This is a genomic window from Streptomyces sp. NPDC107522, assembly GCF_055657525.1.
The window spans coordinates 20,012-35,124 of record NZ_JBVKAU010000033.1 but is presented as its reverse complement, the minus strand read 5'-3'; the positions used below and the strand labels follow the sequence as shown (position 1 = coordinate 35,124).

13 protein-coding genes and 2 pseudogenes are annotated in these 15,113 nt (G+C 69.8%); 3 read left to right on the top strand and 12 right to left on the bottom strand.

The features are described from left to right. The 9 genes and pseudogenes from ACZ7L6_RS43125 to ACZ7L6_RS43085 all read right to left on the bottom strand — a co-directional run. Positions 1-709: SDR family NAD(P)-dependent oxidoreductase (locus ACZ7L6_RS43125; protein ID WP_471933971.1), on the bottom strand; the 709-nt coding region annotated here is incomplete at its 3' end. A 131-nt stretch (positions 710-840) separates the two neighbouring features. Then, positions 841-1,518: pseudogene (locus tag ACZ7L6_RS43120) on the bottom strand (S8 family serine peptidase); the annotation flags it as partial. A gap of 3 nt (positions 1,519-1,521) precedes the next feature. Continuing rightward, positions 1,522-2,964: pseudogene (locus ACZ7L6_RS43115) on the bottom strand (AfsR/SARP family transcriptional regulator); the annotation flags it as partial. Positions 2,965-3,399: 435 nt separating this feature from the next. Continuing rightward, on the bottom strand, positions 3,400-3,606 hold the full coding sequence (locus ACZ7L6_RS43110) for a helix-turn-helix domain-containing protein (RefSeq protein WP_471933969.1): 207 nt from the start codon (positions 3,604-3,606) through the stop codon (positions 3,400-3,402). A 13-nt stretch (positions 3,607-3,619) separates the two neighbouring features. Then, on the bottom strand, positions 3,620-3,808 hold the full coding sequence (locus ACZ7L6_RS43105; RefSeq protein WP_471933967.1) for a hypothetical protein: 189 nt from the start codon (positions 3,806-3,808) through the stop codon (positions 3,620-3,622). Between the two features lie 1,113 nt (positions 3,809-4,921). After that, positions 4,922-5,785, bottom strand: a complete 864-nt coding sequence (locus ACZ7L6_RS43100; protein WP_471933965.1) for a hypothetical protein — start codon at positions 5,783-5,785, stop codon at positions 4,922-4,924. Positions 5,786-6,079: 294 nt separating this feature from the next. Then, on the bottom strand, positions 6,080-6,922 hold the full coding sequence (locus tag ACZ7L6_RS43095) for an alpha/beta fold hydrolase (RefSeq protein WP_471933963.1): 843 nt from the start codon (positions 6,920-6,922) through the stop codon (positions 6,080-6,082). Next, positions 6,919-7,512 (bottom strand): TetR/AcrR family transcriptional regulator, encoded by a 594-nt coding sequence (locus ACZ7L6_RS43090; protein WP_471933961.1) that lies wholly within the window; start codon positions 7,510-7,512, stop codon positions 6,919-6,921. Before ACZ7L6_RS43090 ends, ACZ7L6_RS43095 begins: the two co-directional genes overlap by 4 nt. A gap of 136 nt (positions 7,513-7,648) precedes the next feature. Continuing rightward, positions 7,649-8,017: a hypothetical protein gene (locus ACZ7L6_RS43085; RefSeq protein ID WP_471933977.1), complete on the bottom strand. Its 369-nt coding sequence runs from the start codon at positions 8,015-8,017 to the stop codon at positions 7,649-7,651. Here ACZ7L6_RS43085 and ACZ7L6_RS43080 point away from each other — a divergent pair. The 3 genes from ACZ7L6_RS43080 (at position 7,910) to ACZ7L6_RS43070 (ending at position 10,184) form a co-directional block, all read left to right on the top strand. Beyond that, positions 7,910-8,620 (top strand): type I-E CRISPR-associated protein Cas6/Cse3/CasE, encoded by a 711-nt coding sequence (locus ACZ7L6_RS43080; protein ID WP_471933975.1) that lies wholly within the window; start codon positions 7,910-7,912, stop codon positions 8,618-8,620. The genes ACZ7L6_RS43085 and ACZ7L6_RS43080 overlap by 108 nt on opposite strands. After that, on the top strand, positions 8,590-9,177 hold the full coding sequence (locus ACZ7L6_RS43075; RefSeq protein ID WP_471933959.1) for a DUF4328 domain-containing protein: 588 nt from the start codon (positions 8,590-8,592) through the stop codon (positions 9,175-9,177). Before ACZ7L6_RS43080 ends, ACZ7L6_RS43075 begins: the two co-directional genes overlap by 31 nt. 149 nt (positions 9,178-9,326) lie before the next feature. After that, positions 9,327-10,184 (top strand): NmrA family NAD(P)-binding protein, encoded by an 858-nt coding sequence (locus tag ACZ7L6_RS43070; protein WP_471933957.1) that lies wholly within the window; start codon positions 9,327-9,329, stop codon positions 10,182-10,184. A gap of 84 nt (positions 10,185-10,268) precedes the next feature. Here the strand turns inward: ACZ7L6_RS43070 and ACZ7L6_RS43065 are convergent, their stop codons facing one another. From ACZ7L6_RS43065 to ACZ7L6_RS43055, 3 genes are all read right to left on the bottom strand, one after another. Continuing rightward, positions 10,269-10,928, bottom strand: coding sequence for a hypothetical protein (locus ACZ7L6_RS43065; protein ID WP_471933955.1), 660 nt, complete (start codon positions 10,926-10,928; stop codon positions 10,269-10,271). Then, positions 10,925-12,613, bottom strand: coding sequence for a serine/threonine-protein kinase (locus tag ACZ7L6_RS43060; RefSeq protein WP_471933953.1), 1,689 nt, complete (start codon positions 12,611-12,613; stop codon positions 10,925-10,927). Before ACZ7L6_RS43060 ends, ACZ7L6_RS43065 begins: the two co-directional genes overlap by 4 nt. 194 nt (positions 12,614-12,807) lie before the next feature. Next, on the bottom strand, positions 12,808-14,880 hold the full coding sequence (locus tag ACZ7L6_RS43055) for a glycoside hydrolase (RefSeq protein WP_471933951.1): 2,073 nt from the start codon (positions 14,878-14,880) through the stop codon (positions 12,808-12,810). Between the last annotated feature and the right edge of the window lie 233 nt (positions 14,881-15,113).

The window sequence follows — 15,113 nt, the reverse complement described above, 5'->3', positions numbered from 1 at the left end:
CGCTACGAGAAGACCGCGACCATCTACCTGGCCGGACTCCACATCGCAGGTATCTTCCTCTGGTCCGACCGGTGATCCAAACGAAACCCCCTAGGCGGCTCTCATCCGCGCCAGAGGCCTGGGAGGCGGCGAGGTCGCTGGGGAACGCGCCGGGCTGGACGATCGACACGTCGATGCCGAGCGGGCGCAGTTCGTAACGGTAGGCCTGGGCGAGGGCTTCGAGGCCGAACTTACTGGCCGAGTAGGCGCCCATGCCGGGCACCGTGAGCCGTCCGGCGCCGCTGGAGAGGAAGACCACCAGCCCCGACCGGCGCCGGCGCAGGTGTGGCAGGACGGCGCGGGTGACGCGCTGCGGGCCGACGAGGTTGGTGTCGAGCACATCGAGCAGCTGGCTGCTGGTGACGCTCTCTCCGATGCCGGTGATCGCGTACGCGGCGTTGTTGACCACGCCGTCCAGCCCGCCCGCCCGCTCGATGGCGGCGGCGACGCCCGCCTCGACCGCCTCGTCGTCGCGGACATCCATCTCGACCACCAGGATCCGGCCCGGCGAGCCGTCCCCGGTCTTGATCAGCGTCTCCGCAGCGGCCCGGTCCTTGCCCTGCGGGGCGCGCATGGTGGCGACCACGGTGTGGCCGCGCTCGGCGAGTACCTCGGCGGTGCGCCGGCCCAGCCCGCTCGATGTGCCGGTCACGAGAACTGTCTGCGGCATTGGTCGCGCCTTCCTTACCGACCGGCAGGCCACCGCGCTCAACTACCTGGTCGGGTCAGCCAGCGTTCCCCCCGCTCGCAAGACCCACCACAAGGGCGGGGCTCAGGCGTCCGAGACCATTCGGGTTGCGGCTACTGCCCTTGGTGCGGGGACTGCTGAGCGTAGGGGTTGGGGTGCTGCGGGGCCTGTCCCGGAGGCGGTGCGTAACCCTGCTGGGCAGCGGTATTGGGGTAGTACTGATAGCCGGCGGGGGGCTGGGACGGGTAGCCCGTGCCGTACCGAGGCGTTCCGCCACCAGAACCAGGGCTGCCCCCGTTACGACGGCTGCGAACGACCAACACGGCGATGGCACCGATGACCACCACAGCTGCGATAACACCCGCGATGACGAGCATGTTCCGGGTGGAACCCTGCGTCGCCGTGTCCGTCTTCTTGCCCGCGCCACTCGACGGTGGGCTGGCCATGGTCAGGTGGCCGAGGGGGTTGTCCTTGGGGCCGGCAGAGATGTCCATCGTCAGCGCCGAGTAGGGGCGGACAATGCCGTAGCCGTACTCCTCGTCGGGAGCCTTCAATCCCTTGTGGTGCGCGAAGGTGGCCGACTTGAGCAGCCGGTTAATCACTTGTCCAGCAGTGAGATCGGGGTACTTGGAGCGGACCAGCGCGGCAGCGGCAGAAACGTAGGCCGTGGCGTCCGATGTGCCGTTGGACAAGGCGTACTGCTGCGGCCTGTCCATATCCGCAACAAGGACCTCAGCCCCGGGAGCCACGAGGTCCAGCCCCTCACCGGTGTTTGAGCCCTCCCACAGATTGCCCGCGACCACGTCCAGCGCGGCCTCCCGCTCGGCGGCCACCCGCTCCTCGCCCACGATCTTCGTGAAGAGCTGCAGCGCCTCGTCCGGCGACATCACGTCCAGGTCGACCAGATGGGCGCCCGCCAGGTCCACCATGCGGGCCCGGGATGTCACCAGTGCCGCGCAGCCCGCCGTGCCCGGCAGCAGCGGCCGTACCTGGGCGGCGTCCTTGGCGTTGTCCAGCAGGACCAGGACCCGGCGGCCGTCCAGCACTGCGCGATATAGGGCTGAGCGTTCCTCCAGGGAGTCAGGGATCGCCGAGTCCGCGGTGCCCAGCGCCCGCAGGAACGAGCCCAGCACCGTCTCCGGCTCCGCCGCCCGCGGCCCCGCGCCCTGCAGGTCCACGTACAGCTGACCGTCGGGGAACGCCGACCGGGCCTGATGCGCCACGTGCACCGCCAGCGTCGTCTTGCCGACGCCCCCGATGCCCGCCAGCGCCGACACCGCCATCACCCGGCCCTCGGCCGAGGCGAGGACCTCGCCGAGCTCCGACACGAAGGCCGTGCGGCCCGTGAAGTCCGGGACCGTGGCCGGGAGCTGGGCCGGGTACACCAGGACCGCGGCAGGTTCGGCAACCGGCGCCGTCGGCTGCGCGAGCCCGGGGTCGGCGTGGAGGATGCGCCGTTGGAGTTCTTGCAGCCCCGGCTGCGGGTCCACGCCCAGTTCGTCCGCCAGCAGCCGGCGCGTGTCCGCGTACACCGCCAGCGCCTCCGCCTGGCGGCCACTGCGGTACAGCGCCAGCATCAGCAGCTCACGCAGCCGCTCCCGCAGGGGGTGCGCCGCCGCCAGCGCCGTCAGCTCGGACACCGCCTCCGCGTGGCAGCCCTGCTCCAGGTCCATGTCCAGTCGCGACTCGAGGAGTTGCAGCCGCCATTCCTCCAGGCGGACCCTCTGCGCCTCCGCGTACGGCCCCGGCACGCCGGCCAGCACCTCCCCGTCCCACAGCGCGAGCGCCCGGCTCAGCACCTCGCTGGCGTGGCACAGGTCCCCGGCGCTGCGGGCCTTCTCCGCCTCGGTGGCAAGATCCTGCGCGACCGCCAGGTCCAGGGCGCCGTTCGACAGCCCGCGCACCGCGTACCCGCCCGACTCGCTCACCAGGACCCCGGGGTCCAAAACCTTCCGCAGCCGGGACGCGTACGTCCGCAGCGCGGCCAGCGCCTGCGACGGCGGCTCATCGCCCCACAGGGCGTCGATCAGCTCGCCCGCGGTCGCCGTACGGCCCTCCCGCAGCAGCAGGGCGGCAAGGAGCGCACGTTGCTGGGGAGAGCCGGTGAAGAGCTGCTCGGAGTCGCGCCAGGCGCGTACCGGACCGAGCACGCTGAAGCGCAACGCGGCCGGCTGCTCCGCCGCATCTGTCGAGGAGACGGGACGCCTCTGCTCCGGCACTGGCGGCGCACCATCCATCGCCCGAACCGGGGGCCGAGCCGGGGGCGTCGGAGACACCGGTATCTCCGGCGCCCCCGCAGGTAGCACCGCCTCGCGCGGAGCACGTCCGAGAACACGTCTCCACGCATCAATCCACGGCGGATGCTCTGTTTCGGTAACCCCACAAGCCACCAAGAACCCGATCAGCTGATGCTCGTCGCGCGGCACCGTCTGACCCTTCACGATGCGGTGAGCCGTGCTGTGCGGCAGCCTTCCCAGGCCGCCGGCCCGTTGCTCCATCTCACGCACTGTAGGCCGGCCGGCCCTCGCGTAAAGCTCCTGCAGGCCGGCCTTGAACGTGCCGATTCCGTTGACATACACCGGACTCGGTGCTGACCGACCGAAGGCAGATCCGTAAGACTCGCCTCTGCGGGCCTGCCTCCACAGATCCATCGCCACGTCGACCGAAGCATTTCAGGCCCGTGCGTACGCCTGGACGACACGCGCGCTGGGCACGCCCTGTCCTGACGCCGCACGCTGAAGCGTCGTGGCATGACATCCTGCGCGTCCCGCCAGTTGGGCATATGACCATCCTCCGGCCGCGCGCTGGGCGCGCAGCCAGCGGGCCAACTTGCCCAGTGCCCCGTTGGACGTGGCTATCGGTTTCTCCCTGCGCCCCACGGTCGGTACACACCTACGGCGCCGGAATCGCGCGCGCCACACGCACGATCAGTGACCCCAGCCGCTGCCCTCCGCCCCGCAGGGCGGGCAGTGTGCCCGCCGCGACCAAACTGGCACCGCCCAGCACTGCCAAGGTCGACGATGCTTCCAGACCACTGCCTGACATTACGCAGGCCAGCACCGTGATGACGACGATGACCACAGCATCCGGGGTCGAAAGCCTGTTGTTGGGTGCGCCGTTTACGACGCACCCAACCGCGCGAGATGTGCGGGGCATGTCCTGCCTCCTGAGTTCGACGCCCGCGCTCAGGGCGCGTCGGCGTGTTTCGGGCTCCAGGTATGTCACCCAACTGGTGCTTGCCGACACCGAGATGGGGACCTGCATCGTGGCATCGCCCGCTCGCGCCAGACCAGCCCTGCGCAACCGTTGATGCGCTGGCGTCCATGGCGCGGTCCATCGCGCATCAATCGCTGGTGAGGCGACCGCAGCTGTGATCTGGCCATAGGCATCACAGAGCACCCATGAGACCCAACCCGTCGGCAGATAGATGCGGCGCTATCCCAATCAGACCCTGCGAACGATCGTCGCAGCTGGACGTCGGCCAGGCCCATCCCGGCGATCATCACGGCCTTGACCTGGCAGTACGCGCTTCGTGGACCTACCAGTCGGCAGGCGAAGCAGCGCCACGCCCGGAGGTCCATCAAACGTTTGCCGCTCCGCGAGACGCTTCTCTGCGTCGAAACCGGCCGGACGTCGGAATCGTCCGGCCACTCCTGTGAGTTACGGGCTCCACCCATGCGATCAGGAACCCAGCGGATACACGTTGCCGCGTGAACCCGCACAAGATCGGCGCTCCAAGTCGGAGCGCCGATCTTGCATGTCACCAGCACCCGCCACGTTCCCGGCCGTATGAGGCGAGCCATCAGGCCGCACGCTGCGGGTGCGGAGCGGGCTCGGCCGAGAGCGTCTGTCCGACTCGGCGCCGTCGTCAGACCGCGCTGCCTGCCCGACCGGTGCGGTCGGCGCGGGCACGACGGCGGCGCCCAGCACCGCGGCCTCCTCCCGGCAGAGCTTGCACAGGCCGTCCTCGAGGGCGCGGCCGATCAGCACGATCCGGGCGCCGCAGCCCCCGCAGGAACCGCGCGCCGGACCCTCCAACTCACACTGCGCCAGGACCGGGTCTGGTTGCGGATCGCGTCGTCCAGCACGCAGTCAGCGCAGCGGCCGCCCGGGCCGGGACGCGTGCCGTGCTCAGGACACAGGCCCTGCTCGATGCGCTGGGCGCGCCGCCGGGCGGCGGCCTTGTCCGGCTCGTCACTCGTCTTCGTCGTCGAAGTCGTGGGGCGGGATGGTCCATCGCATCACCATCTCGCCCGCCTCGTCGGCTTCGAGCGTGACCGGATAGACCTGGCCGGCGTCCCGCTCGCCGCGATGCCTGACCGAGTGGTCGCCCTGGTCCCATTCGATGCCGAGCACCTGGCAACCGCCGACGTCGATCGCGCCGACGTGGAGCGGATGGTGCCATCCAGCTCGCTGGAAGCGGTGGAAATCGGTGTGCTCGTCGACCGAGACTATGAGGCCCTTGCCGTGGAGGCGGTCGCGCCAGGCGGCGAGTTCGGCTGCACGTGCGGTCGCTTCAGCAACCGGGAGGTCCAGCCACCCATGTGGCCCGTCGACGCCGTACTGTGCGATCCGCTCACCACCGAACTGCGCATGCGCGTCGTCCGCGTACAGGCCCCAGTAGAAGACATCGGCGAGCCCGTCGGCCGGCTCGTCGTCCATTCCCGTCCACGCGTCCAGCCCTGCGGCGTCGCCGACCACCATGCCACACCGGTCGACGGGCAGGTCCCCGAGCCGGACCGGTGCCGACCGGCCCGTAGTCTCGGGCCAGAGAAGACCGAGGCTGATCTCCAAGGTCGCGATCGTCGGCTCCCCGTCGAACGGAGACGGCGAGGTACTCGCCCGCACTCTCAAAGGCCGGTCGGCCGCTGCCGGAAACGCAACCGCCTCGCACAACCACTCACGAAGGTGGCCCCCTCCGTTTGCCGCAGCCGTCCTTGCGCGCTCGGACAGGGGCTGACCCAGTTCTCGCCACTGGTCGATCCCCCCAGCCATGCCAAGCACCAGCACACCAGACGGCGCATCGACAGTTCCCAGGTCGACGAAGGTCTCAGACATGCGCCGATTGTGTCTTCCCTGTACGACAAGTGTCCGCGCAGGGTGTCGGTGCCCACCGCTGGGGTTGCGGTGTCTCACCACGGTGTCGGATCCGACATTCATTCGACACTGGCCGTGAGATTCCGACCCGAAATTTGAGACCCTACAAGAAGTGTAGGGTCTCCGGTTCGCTGTCAGATGGCGATGCGGTGACCTGCTGTTCTCCCTCCTGTCTCAGGCAGTGACGGAAGAGTTGAGTCTCAGGATCGTGTCACTTCCCTCGATCGACTCCGACGGGACCAGGTCACGCGCGATTCAGATCGAAGCTCGGAGGGCCTTCCGCAGGAGCTCGCCGAACTCTGCGGGGTGCGTTGTCAGTCCGATGTGCCCGCCGGGGAAGTGCTGGAGCTCCGTGCCGAGACGCTCGGCCAGGCAAGCCGCCGAGCGGTAGGGCAGCTCACCCCGTGAATCCTGGCCACCGGCGATCACGAGCCGGTCCGACAGCCCCTCCAGCCGACGGATGTCCGGCGCGTAGGACATGAAGCTGGGCACGATCCGCCCGACGAAGTACGGCAGGTTGGCCATCGTCTGCTCGGCCCGCGCCGCTGCTTGGGGTGGAAGCTTGAGCTCGGCCTTCGGCACGGTGGTGTCGCCGTCCTTCTTGAGGCCCGCAGCGAACACGGCCATCGCCGGCATGAGCCCTTGGGTGCGGAACGTGTCCTGCACGTGTGCGATGAGTGCGCGGTGTTCAGCCGCGTCCGGCAGGACCTCCACTACTGGCGGCTCGTGCGCCACAACACTTGCGATGTGTTCGGGGTGGGCGGTGAGCAGGTGCACTGCGACGATCGCGCCCGAACTGGCGCCGAATACTCGGGCAGGCTCGCCGGGCGACAGCAGTTCCAGCATCCGGAACGCGTCATCGGCGTGCTCGGCCACTTGCTGCTCGGCATCGGGGTCGTCCAGCGTGCTGCGGGACATACCGCGCGGGTCGTAGGTCGCCACTGTGTATTCGGCGGCCAGGTCGTCAGCGATGCCGTCGAAGGATGCCGCGCCGCCCGTCCCTCCGGAGATCAGCAGTAAGAGCGGGCCCTGGCCGCGCACTTCGTAGTGCAAGGTCGCGCCGTTCACACGCAGGCTGCCCATGGTCGGATCCGTCATGCTGGGTCTCCTTCTCGGGATGGGGGCCAGTGCTCCAGGAGGGTGTGCAGGGCATCGAGGGCACGGACCCACGACTGCTGTGGCGAACGCGCATGCGCGAACCCGCCCGCGGCCTCCAAGGCGACGAACCCGTGGAATGTGCTACGCAGCAGCCGGACCGCGTCCGTCAGGTCGGGCTCGGCCAGCCCGTAGCCGCGCAGCATGCCGTAGGTCAGCTCGACCGCGCGCCGTGGTCCGGGCGCCTTCGCGGCCAGCTCAGGGTCGATCTGGATCGGCGTCTGCGTCGCTGTGTAGCGGCCCGGATGCTTGTGTGCGTACTCCCGCCAGGCGTTCGCGTAGGCCACCAGGGCGTCTCTTCCTGACCTGCCGGCAGTCGCCTCCGCGATGCGGATGGTCTTCTCGTCCGCCGCCAGCAGCGCGATCCGACCTCGCAGATCCTCCAGGCTGCGGACGTGCGTGTAGAGGCTCGCGTCCTTCACGCCGAGCCGTCGCGCCACCTGCGACATGGTCACCTGGTCGAGCCCGACGTCGTCCGCCAGCTCTGCGCCCGCGATAGTCACCCGCTCCACTGTCAGCCCGGCCCGCACCATGCGCCCTCCTAGGATCCTTGGGATTCTAGTTTTACCCTAGGGATCCTAGGAAAGCAATCGAGGACGCAATCAACAAGGGCGTCCGCGAGATCACGGACTGCCCGACAGTTCCTCGGTTGGTGGGCTGGTCAGGGCATCACTCAGGAACGCCGGTGCCAGTGCGTGCCTGATCTGCTGCCCGGAGGGCGGCGTCATGGGACGCTCCACCGCATGGGCGAAGGGGGATCTTGTGGGTGTGGGCCCATCTCGCCACGTTCGCGGTGCTCATGCCCTTCTCCTGAGCGAGATCGGGCAGGGTCCGGCGGCGGTGAACGTACTGTTCGATGAGCCAGTCGCGGTCGATGGTTCCGCGGGGCCTGTAGTCCTGCGGGCCGTCGCGGAGTGGGATGCCGTACTCGTGGGCGAGGTCGGTCAGAACCTTGCGGGAGAAGCCGGTGAGGGCGGCGATCTGCTGCAGAGAGCCGTGTTCGCCGAGGTAGAGGCGGGTGAAGGTCTCTTTCGGCACTTCTCGCCGGGCCGGGGCTACCGCGGCTTCTTCTGGGAGGAGTTCGCCCAGGCCACCTCAGCACGCTCGCAAGCAGGACGCGGTCTGCTTGAGCAGCCAGCCGACCTGCTGTGCGGCGGTGCGGTGCGCGACACGGACTACACGCCGCTGCTCGAACGCATCGCCCGGGGCCGCGAGTTCGCTTTTCGGCTGACCGCCAACCCAGTGCAGTCCGTGCAGCGGCCCGCGAAACCCAGCGATGAGCAGACCGCCCGCCTCAAAGCCAGCGCAGACGCGGAAGACCCCCGCGCCCGGCACCGCGGATTCGGGCCTCGGCGGACGCGGGTGACGACCCAAGTTCACCGGGGTATTTCATGGACGCGACGTCTCATCTCGGCTTACCGTGCCTCCGCACGCGATCTTCCGCGGGCCGTTTCCCGTCTTCTTGCCCGTGGGGGGCCACCGTCATGTCCGCATCCAGTGATCTGCGTCCGCGTCCTCTGCTGCCCGCAGGTGCGCCGCAATCGTCACGCGGCCTCCTGGCCGCCGTTTCAACGCTGCTCGCAGTCGTCGCCCTTGGCGATCTGTTCGCCGTGTTCGCCGGAGCCCGGATCCACATGCTGATCGACGGGGACGACGGCTTCGCCACCGCTCCCCAGAAGGAACTGGACGCCGCGTACTCGCTCTACGAGACAGCCGGCAACCTCCAGATCATGACCTATGTGCCCTGCGCGATCCTCTTCGTCATCTGGTTCTTCCTGATGCGCCGCAACACCGGGCCGCTGGCGCCCGACCAATTCCGCAACGGGCCCGGCTGGGCCATCGCAGCCTGGGTCATCCCACTGGCGAACCTCTGGATGCCGTACCGCATCGCCGTCGACATGTGGGGAGCGAGCACACCACTGCCGGATGGCGACGAACCGCACCGCACGTCGATCTGGCCGGTGAACCTGTGGTGGGGCCTGTTCGTCTTCAGCGCCCTCTTCGGCCGGTACGCCGCGTCCCGCTACGAGAACGCCGAGACACTCGCGCAGGTCCGGGACGCCGTGGCGCAGTACATGGCGGCCGACATTCTGGACCTCGCCGCCGCCGCGGCCGCGGTGTACTTCGCGATCCGGCTGACGACCATGCAGCGGCTGAAGGCTTCTCAGGGACCGTACCGGACGGCAGTTGCGGGATGACCAGGCTCCGCTAGAACCACCAGGTACGGGCATACACGTCAGCCGTACGCGACAGGAGACGCCGGCATCCGCAACCTCAACGGCGCCCCCTGTCGCCGCTTGCGGACTTGCGGACAGAAGCTGACCGCAAGTCTCCCTACGGTCGTTCCATGACACAGACGCAGAAGATTCTTGTCACCGGCGCCACCGGAACCGTCGGCCGCCAGGTCGTCGCCGAACTGCTCGCCCGCGGGCATGCGGTCCGCGCCCTCACCCGGGATGCGGCGAGCGCCGACCTCCCGGCCGGTGCCGAGGTCGTCCAGGGCGACCTGACCCGACCCGACAGCCTCGTCCAGGCCCTGGAAGGCGTCACCGGGCTGCACCTGATCACCTTCGGCGGGCCCTACTTCGCCCCTCTCGAGACCGGTCCGCGGATCCTGGAGTTGGCCCGTGCGGCCGGCGTGCGCCGGGTCACCGTGCTGCACGGCGGCGGGCCGTCACTGCTGGAGGACGCAGTGCGCGCCGACGACGGGGTGGACTGGACCGTACTCATGCCGGTCGAGTTCATGGGCAACGCCCTGGAGTGGGCGGAGCAGATCGTGGCCTCGAGTGAGGTCCGTGAGCCGTTCGTCTCCCGGCTGAGCGCCATGGTCCACGAGGGCGACATCGGCGCCGTCGCCGCGGTCGCGCTCACCGAGGAGGGGCACGGCGGCCAGGAGTACGTGATCACCGGACCCGAACTCCTCACCGTCGCCGACAAGGTGGCCGCGATCGCCGCTGCCCGTGGCCGGGAGATCGCCGTGGTCGAGCTGACCGAGGAACAGGCCGTGGCGCAGTGGCGGGCGGCGGGCCATCCGGAGGACGTCATCGGCTTCCTGCTCGAGGCGTACGGCAACACTCCGGAGGTGGGCCGTACGGTCGTCGATACCGTCGAGAAGGTCACCGGCCGTCCGGCCCGCACCTTCAGGCAGTGGGTTGCGGAGCACGCGGCCGCCTTCACGGGACAGTCTCCCGTGGCCACGGCATAGCCCCGTCCAGAGGTCCGGCGTCCGGCGCAGGTCGGTGTATTGCTGCCTCGGGCGCGGGGGACGCCCTGTCCGCCGCGGTGGCCCTCACGGGCAGTCGTACGTGAAGTGGGCGACGGACGCCGGGTGGCTCGGGGAGAGGATGCGCAGTTCGGCGCGTGCCGTGTGGTGGCCCTTGCCGTGGAAGGTCCAGAGCAGGTGCAGACGCGCCTGCTTCTGGCCCTGGGTCACCTCTTCGTGCAGGATGCCCGAGGTGGTGCCGTCGCTGCGGATCCAGCGGTAGGAGAGCTTGCCCGGTCGGCCGTTCGTGGCGACGACGGCGACGATGTCCGCGGTCGCGTCGCACGTCAACGCCGTCGGCTGAGCCGTGACCGCCACCTTCCGCACGTCGATGGACGGGCCGAGCCGCTGCCATGCGAGGAACGCGAGCACACAGATCAGCACCAGCGCGGGCAGCGCGTGTCTGCGCCACCGTCGGCGTGGGGCCGGCGGTGCGGCGGGAGGCGGTACGGCGGGCAGCGTCCGGTGGGTACCGTGCAAGGCCGCGGCGGTCACCCCCGGACCGAACCGCAGCACGGTGCCCTCGACGCGATCCGGCAGCGTCGCCGACGTCGGCGTCGGCAGCTCGACGAGAGTCGCGTCCAGCTCCGGCCGCTGGATCCAGTGACTGGCCAGGACGGTGGCGCTGTATTCGACGTCCTCGTGCCCGGCATCGCCGTACCCGGTGTCGTCGTTCCGCGCGGTCACCTGATATCACACTGCCTGGTCAGGAGCTGCTGCGAGGCGCCGCCGTCCGAGGAGGCGGGCGTGGTCGTGATCTGCACTGCCCAGTAGCAGCCGCGGCCGAGGAAGGTGTGGTCGACGGTCAGGGCGTACTGGGTGGCGCCGCTGCGTTCGAACGTCTGGGAGGCGCCGTCCGGGGTGCCGAGCTGTCCCGCGGTGTTGCTCGTGAACCACGACACCGTGATGGTGACCGGCCCGGTGCCGTCCGTGGTGATGCCCGCGGTCGCCGCGGCGGTGGTCGGTCCCGTCTGCTGGAAGTCGGACACGGCGGTGTCCTTGACCGTGGTGGGGGCCGGGGCGTCGGTCGTCGGCGGTGCCTCGGTGGTCGGGGCCGTCGGGGTCGTCCCGCCGGGTGGCGGCGTCTCCGGGTCCGTAGCCGGAGTCGTGGTCCCGGGCGCTGGAGACTCGTCGGCAGAGGTGCTCGCGGAGGGAGAGGACGACTCGCCTGGTGATGTGGTGGACGTCGGGGACGAGGACGGTGACGAGGAAGCCGGAGCGGTGGCGGCGGGTCCCGTCGGTGTTCCGCCGGGCTGGGCGCTGGTGGTGGCCAGCGCCTGTGCCGCCTGCTGTGGGTCCGCTTCCGGGGTGTGCCGGATGCCGTACGTCAGGAGGATGCCGAGGACTACGGCCGCCGCGGACACGAGCGCCCCCGCCCTGCTGGGCCGCCATGATGCCGCCCAGCCGTCGTCGGGGGCATCACCCCGCCCACCGCCCGGGTCCCGGCGCGCGTCCGGCCGTAGAACCGTACGCGCCGTGTCCACGGTTGTGCGCGGAGCGCTGCGCGCCGAGGGCAGCAGCAGCGGCAGCAGGGCCACCAGCGCGGCGAGCCGGCCTCGGCCGCGTTCCTCCCAGCCGGGTCCGTAGGCGGCACCGGCGGCCGCCTCCAGCTCTGCGACGAACTCTTCGGCGTGGGCGGGCCGTTCCTGCGGGTCCTTGGCCAGACCGCGTCGCACCAGGTCCTGGACCGCTTCGGGGACCTCCTCGGCGGGGACGGGTGCCTCGACGTGTTGCAGCGCGAGTTCGGCGAGATGGTCGCCGGTGTACGGCTTGCGGCCGGTCAGGCACTCGAAGAACGTGCCCGTGGCCGCGTACACGTCGGCGGCGGGCGAGGCGGGGGCGCCGGTCCACTGCTCGGGGGCCATGTAGGCGGGGGTTCCGGCCACGCCGACGCTGGTGCCGGCGTCCACAGCGATCCCGAAGTCGACGAGCTTGGACGCTCCGTCCGGGTCGACCAGGACGTTCTCCGGCTTGTAGTCGCGGTGGACGACACCGACGCGGTGTGCGTCGGCCAGGCCGAGCAGCGACCCCTTGAGGATCACGAGCGCGGCCTCCGGTTCCAGCGGCCCCTGGCGGGCCAGCAGGGTACGCAGCGAGATGCCGTCCACCAGCTCCATGACAATGGCGGCGCCGTCCGGGCTTTCGACGTACTCGTAGAAGACGGCGACGTACGGGCTCTCCAGGCCGCCGAGCAGTCGTGCCTCCGCCCTGAAGTCGTGCACGAAGCCGGGCCGGTCGCGCAGTGCCTCGCTGAGGTACTTCACCGCGACCGGCACACCGGTCTCCTCGTGCACGGCCAGGACGACCCGCCCGCTCGCCCCGGACCCGAGTTCCAGCGTCTCGCTGTACCCGGGCACCGCCCATGTGTTCATGCGTCCCCCCAAGGCCGCGCTGTCCCGGGCTCCCCCCGGAGCTCGGCCACGCGCTGAGAGACACATTTTCGGCCACTGCGGTTCCAGGGCAAGGGGCTTCGCCGAATCGCACCCGGAGGCGGTCCGTGGACGGGTGACCATCCAATGAGAAGACCCAGGTCGGAGGCCTGGGTCTTGTCGTTACGGCGATTTGGTCAGTTGTCGGTCGTGGGTGTCACGTCGGTCACCCTCCAGCGCTGGTTGGAGCCGGAGTTCGGCCACCACACGCCGACCTTGGCGCCGTCGCTCGTGGACTGGCCGGCGACGTCCGCCAGTTGGCCGGTGCCGGCGTTGACGAGGGTCCAGCTGCCGTCGCCGGTCGTCGACATGATCCACTGGGCGGCGCTGTCGGCGCGGCCCTCGGCGGGCTCGGCCACCAGGGCGCCGTCGCGGATCGCCAGGCGCTTGCCCTCCTCGGAGGCCCCGGCGGCGGTGAGCTCGTAGCGGGCCCGGTTGCCGGTCGTGTGGCCGATGCGGTCCAGGGTCCAGTGCTGACCGCTCGGGTCGGCCGCGTCGGCGGTCTTGATGACGAGGCCGGTGCCGTCGCCGGCGATGGTGAGGTCCTTGCCGCTCTGGACGCCGGTCAGGCGGTAGCTGTGGCCCTCCTGCAGTTCGGCTGCGTCCTTGGCGACGCCGGACACTCCCTTGACCAGGAAGGAGGTCACGGACTGGGCGGGGACAGTGATCGTGGCCTGCTTGCCGGTGACCCGCACGGGCTTGTGCTGCACGAGCTTGCCGTCGGCGTCGGTGACCACCGGGGTGACGGTGGCACGGGAGGAGACGTGGCCGAACTTCGACAGGTCCAGGGTGACGTCGCGGGCCGCGGTGGTGCTGTTGACGTGGACGACGGTGGCCTTGTCGCCCTTGCGGGAGACCGCCGCCGTGCTGGAGGTGTCGTCCGTCTTGATCAGCCGGTCGCCGGGCTTGATGTAGTGGGTGAAGTTGCGGGCGGTGTCGAACTTGGTGTTCGTGTAGATCGGGCAGGTTTCGAGGGTGTCCTCGGAGGTGCAGCTGAAGGGGATCTGGATCTCGCCCCAGTTGCCGCCCTTGGCGGACTCGCCGCCGGGCTTCATGTTGTCGTAGTCCTCGACGGGCTGCCAGAACACCCAGGCCTTGGGCTCCAGTTCACGCAGGTCGTCCACCATGCGCTGGGCGAGGCCCAGGCCGGGGCGCATGTCCGTGAAGCTCTGGCCGTCGCCCCAGTCGCCCTCGACCTCGCTCATCCACAGCGGCTTGTCGGCCGCCTTGGCCAGGTCGCGTACGGTGGTGCGCTGGCTGGTGCCGTAGGTGTGGACGTTCATCTGGCCGACGAGGTCGCGCACGTCCTGGGGGTAGGAGTTCCAGTTCGTGGCGAAGGTGCCCGGGTTGGTCTCGTCCATCGCGGAGATCTCCGCGTTCGTACGGGACTTCTCCAGGGTCGGGCCGAGCGCCTTGATCACCTTCTGCTGGAGCTCGGGGCCGATGTGGGCCCCTTCCTGACGGCCGCCGGTCGGCTGTCCGTCCGCGCCGAGCTTGGTGCCCCAGTAGTTGGTGTTCGGCTCGTTGAACGGGTCGAGGGTGTCGACCTTGATGCCGTGCGCTTTCTCCAGCCGCTCTGTGGCGCCCACCAGGTACTTGGCGAAGTCGTCGACGGACTCCTCCTTGAGCTGGTCCTTCGCCGAGTCGAAGCCGCCGGAGACGTAGCCGCTGACCGTCATGAACCACGGCGGGGAGTTGCTGAACGCCTCCCAGTGGGTGATGTCCTTCTTGATGCGGTCCACCCACCAGCGCTGGGTGGCGTCGGCGTTCTTGTTCCAGTCGGCGGGGTCGTCGGCGCTCCACCAGTCGACGTCCTCGCGGGTGGTGCCCGCCGGAGCCTTCCACCAGCCCTCGACGGCTCCGCCGGCGCGCAGGTAGTCCTTGACGTCCGGGGCGTTGCCGCCGCCGATGTTGTAGCGGGCGATGTTCAGGGCGAGGCCGTCGTCGCCGAAGAGAAGCTTGGCCAGCTTCTCCCGTATCGCGGGCGGGTAGTCGCCGGTGGCGTTGGCGAACCAGACCAGGCTGGTGCCCCAGCCCTCGAAGCTGTCCCCCTTGTAGGAGGGGTCGGGGCGGACGGTGACCGAAGCGCTGGCGCTCGCCGTGTCGGCGAACGCGGCCGGCAGTGAGGTGGTGGCCATGACGGTACCGGTCGCGAGGGCGGTGATGCCGATGGCCCCGAGGAGCCGTCTCGTGCGCGTGCGGTGTGCCATCTCGAGTACTCCAACTCTTCTGTGTGCCACGTCCCGGCGAGACACAGAGATCGGGGCCGCGTGGTGCGGGGCGGTTCGGGGCGGTTCGGGGCGGTTCGGTGCGCTCTCGTAGGGGTGGGTGCGAGGCGATGTTTACGTAAACATGCACTGGCGGGATGTCTACACCGCCCGGATCTCGATGGTCAAGGAGTCGTTCCGGACCGGAAGTTGCCCGCCAAGGGATCCCGGGGACA

Excerpts from the sequence above, each read along its gene's own strand:
- ACZ7L6_RS43100 (WP_471933965.1), bottom strand. The coding sequence starts at position 5,785 with ATGTCTGAGACCTTCGTCGACCTGGGAACTGTCGATGCGCCGTCTGGT.
- ACZ7L6_RS43095 (WP_471933963.1), bottom strand. The coding sequence starts at position 6,922 with ATGACGGATCCGACCATGGGCAGCCTGCGTGTGAACGGCGCGACCTTG.
- ACZ7L6_RS43090 (WP_471933961.1), bottom strand. The coding sequence starts at position 7,512 with ATGGTGCGGGCCGGGCTGACAGTGGAGCGGGTGACTATCGCGGGCGCA.
- ACZ7L6_RS43070 (WP_471933957.1), top strand. The coding sequence starts at position 9,327 with ATGACACAGACGCAGAAGATTCTTGTCACCGGCGCCACCGGAACCGTC.
- ACZ7L6_RS43060 (WP_471933953.1), bottom strand. The coding sequence starts at position 12,613 with ATGAACACATGGGCGGTGCCCGGGTACAGCGAGACGCTGGAACTCGGG.
- ACZ7L6_RS43055 (WP_471933951.1), bottom strand. The coding sequence starts at position 14,880 with ATGGCACACCGCACGCGCACGAGACGGCTCCTCGGGGCCATCGGCATC.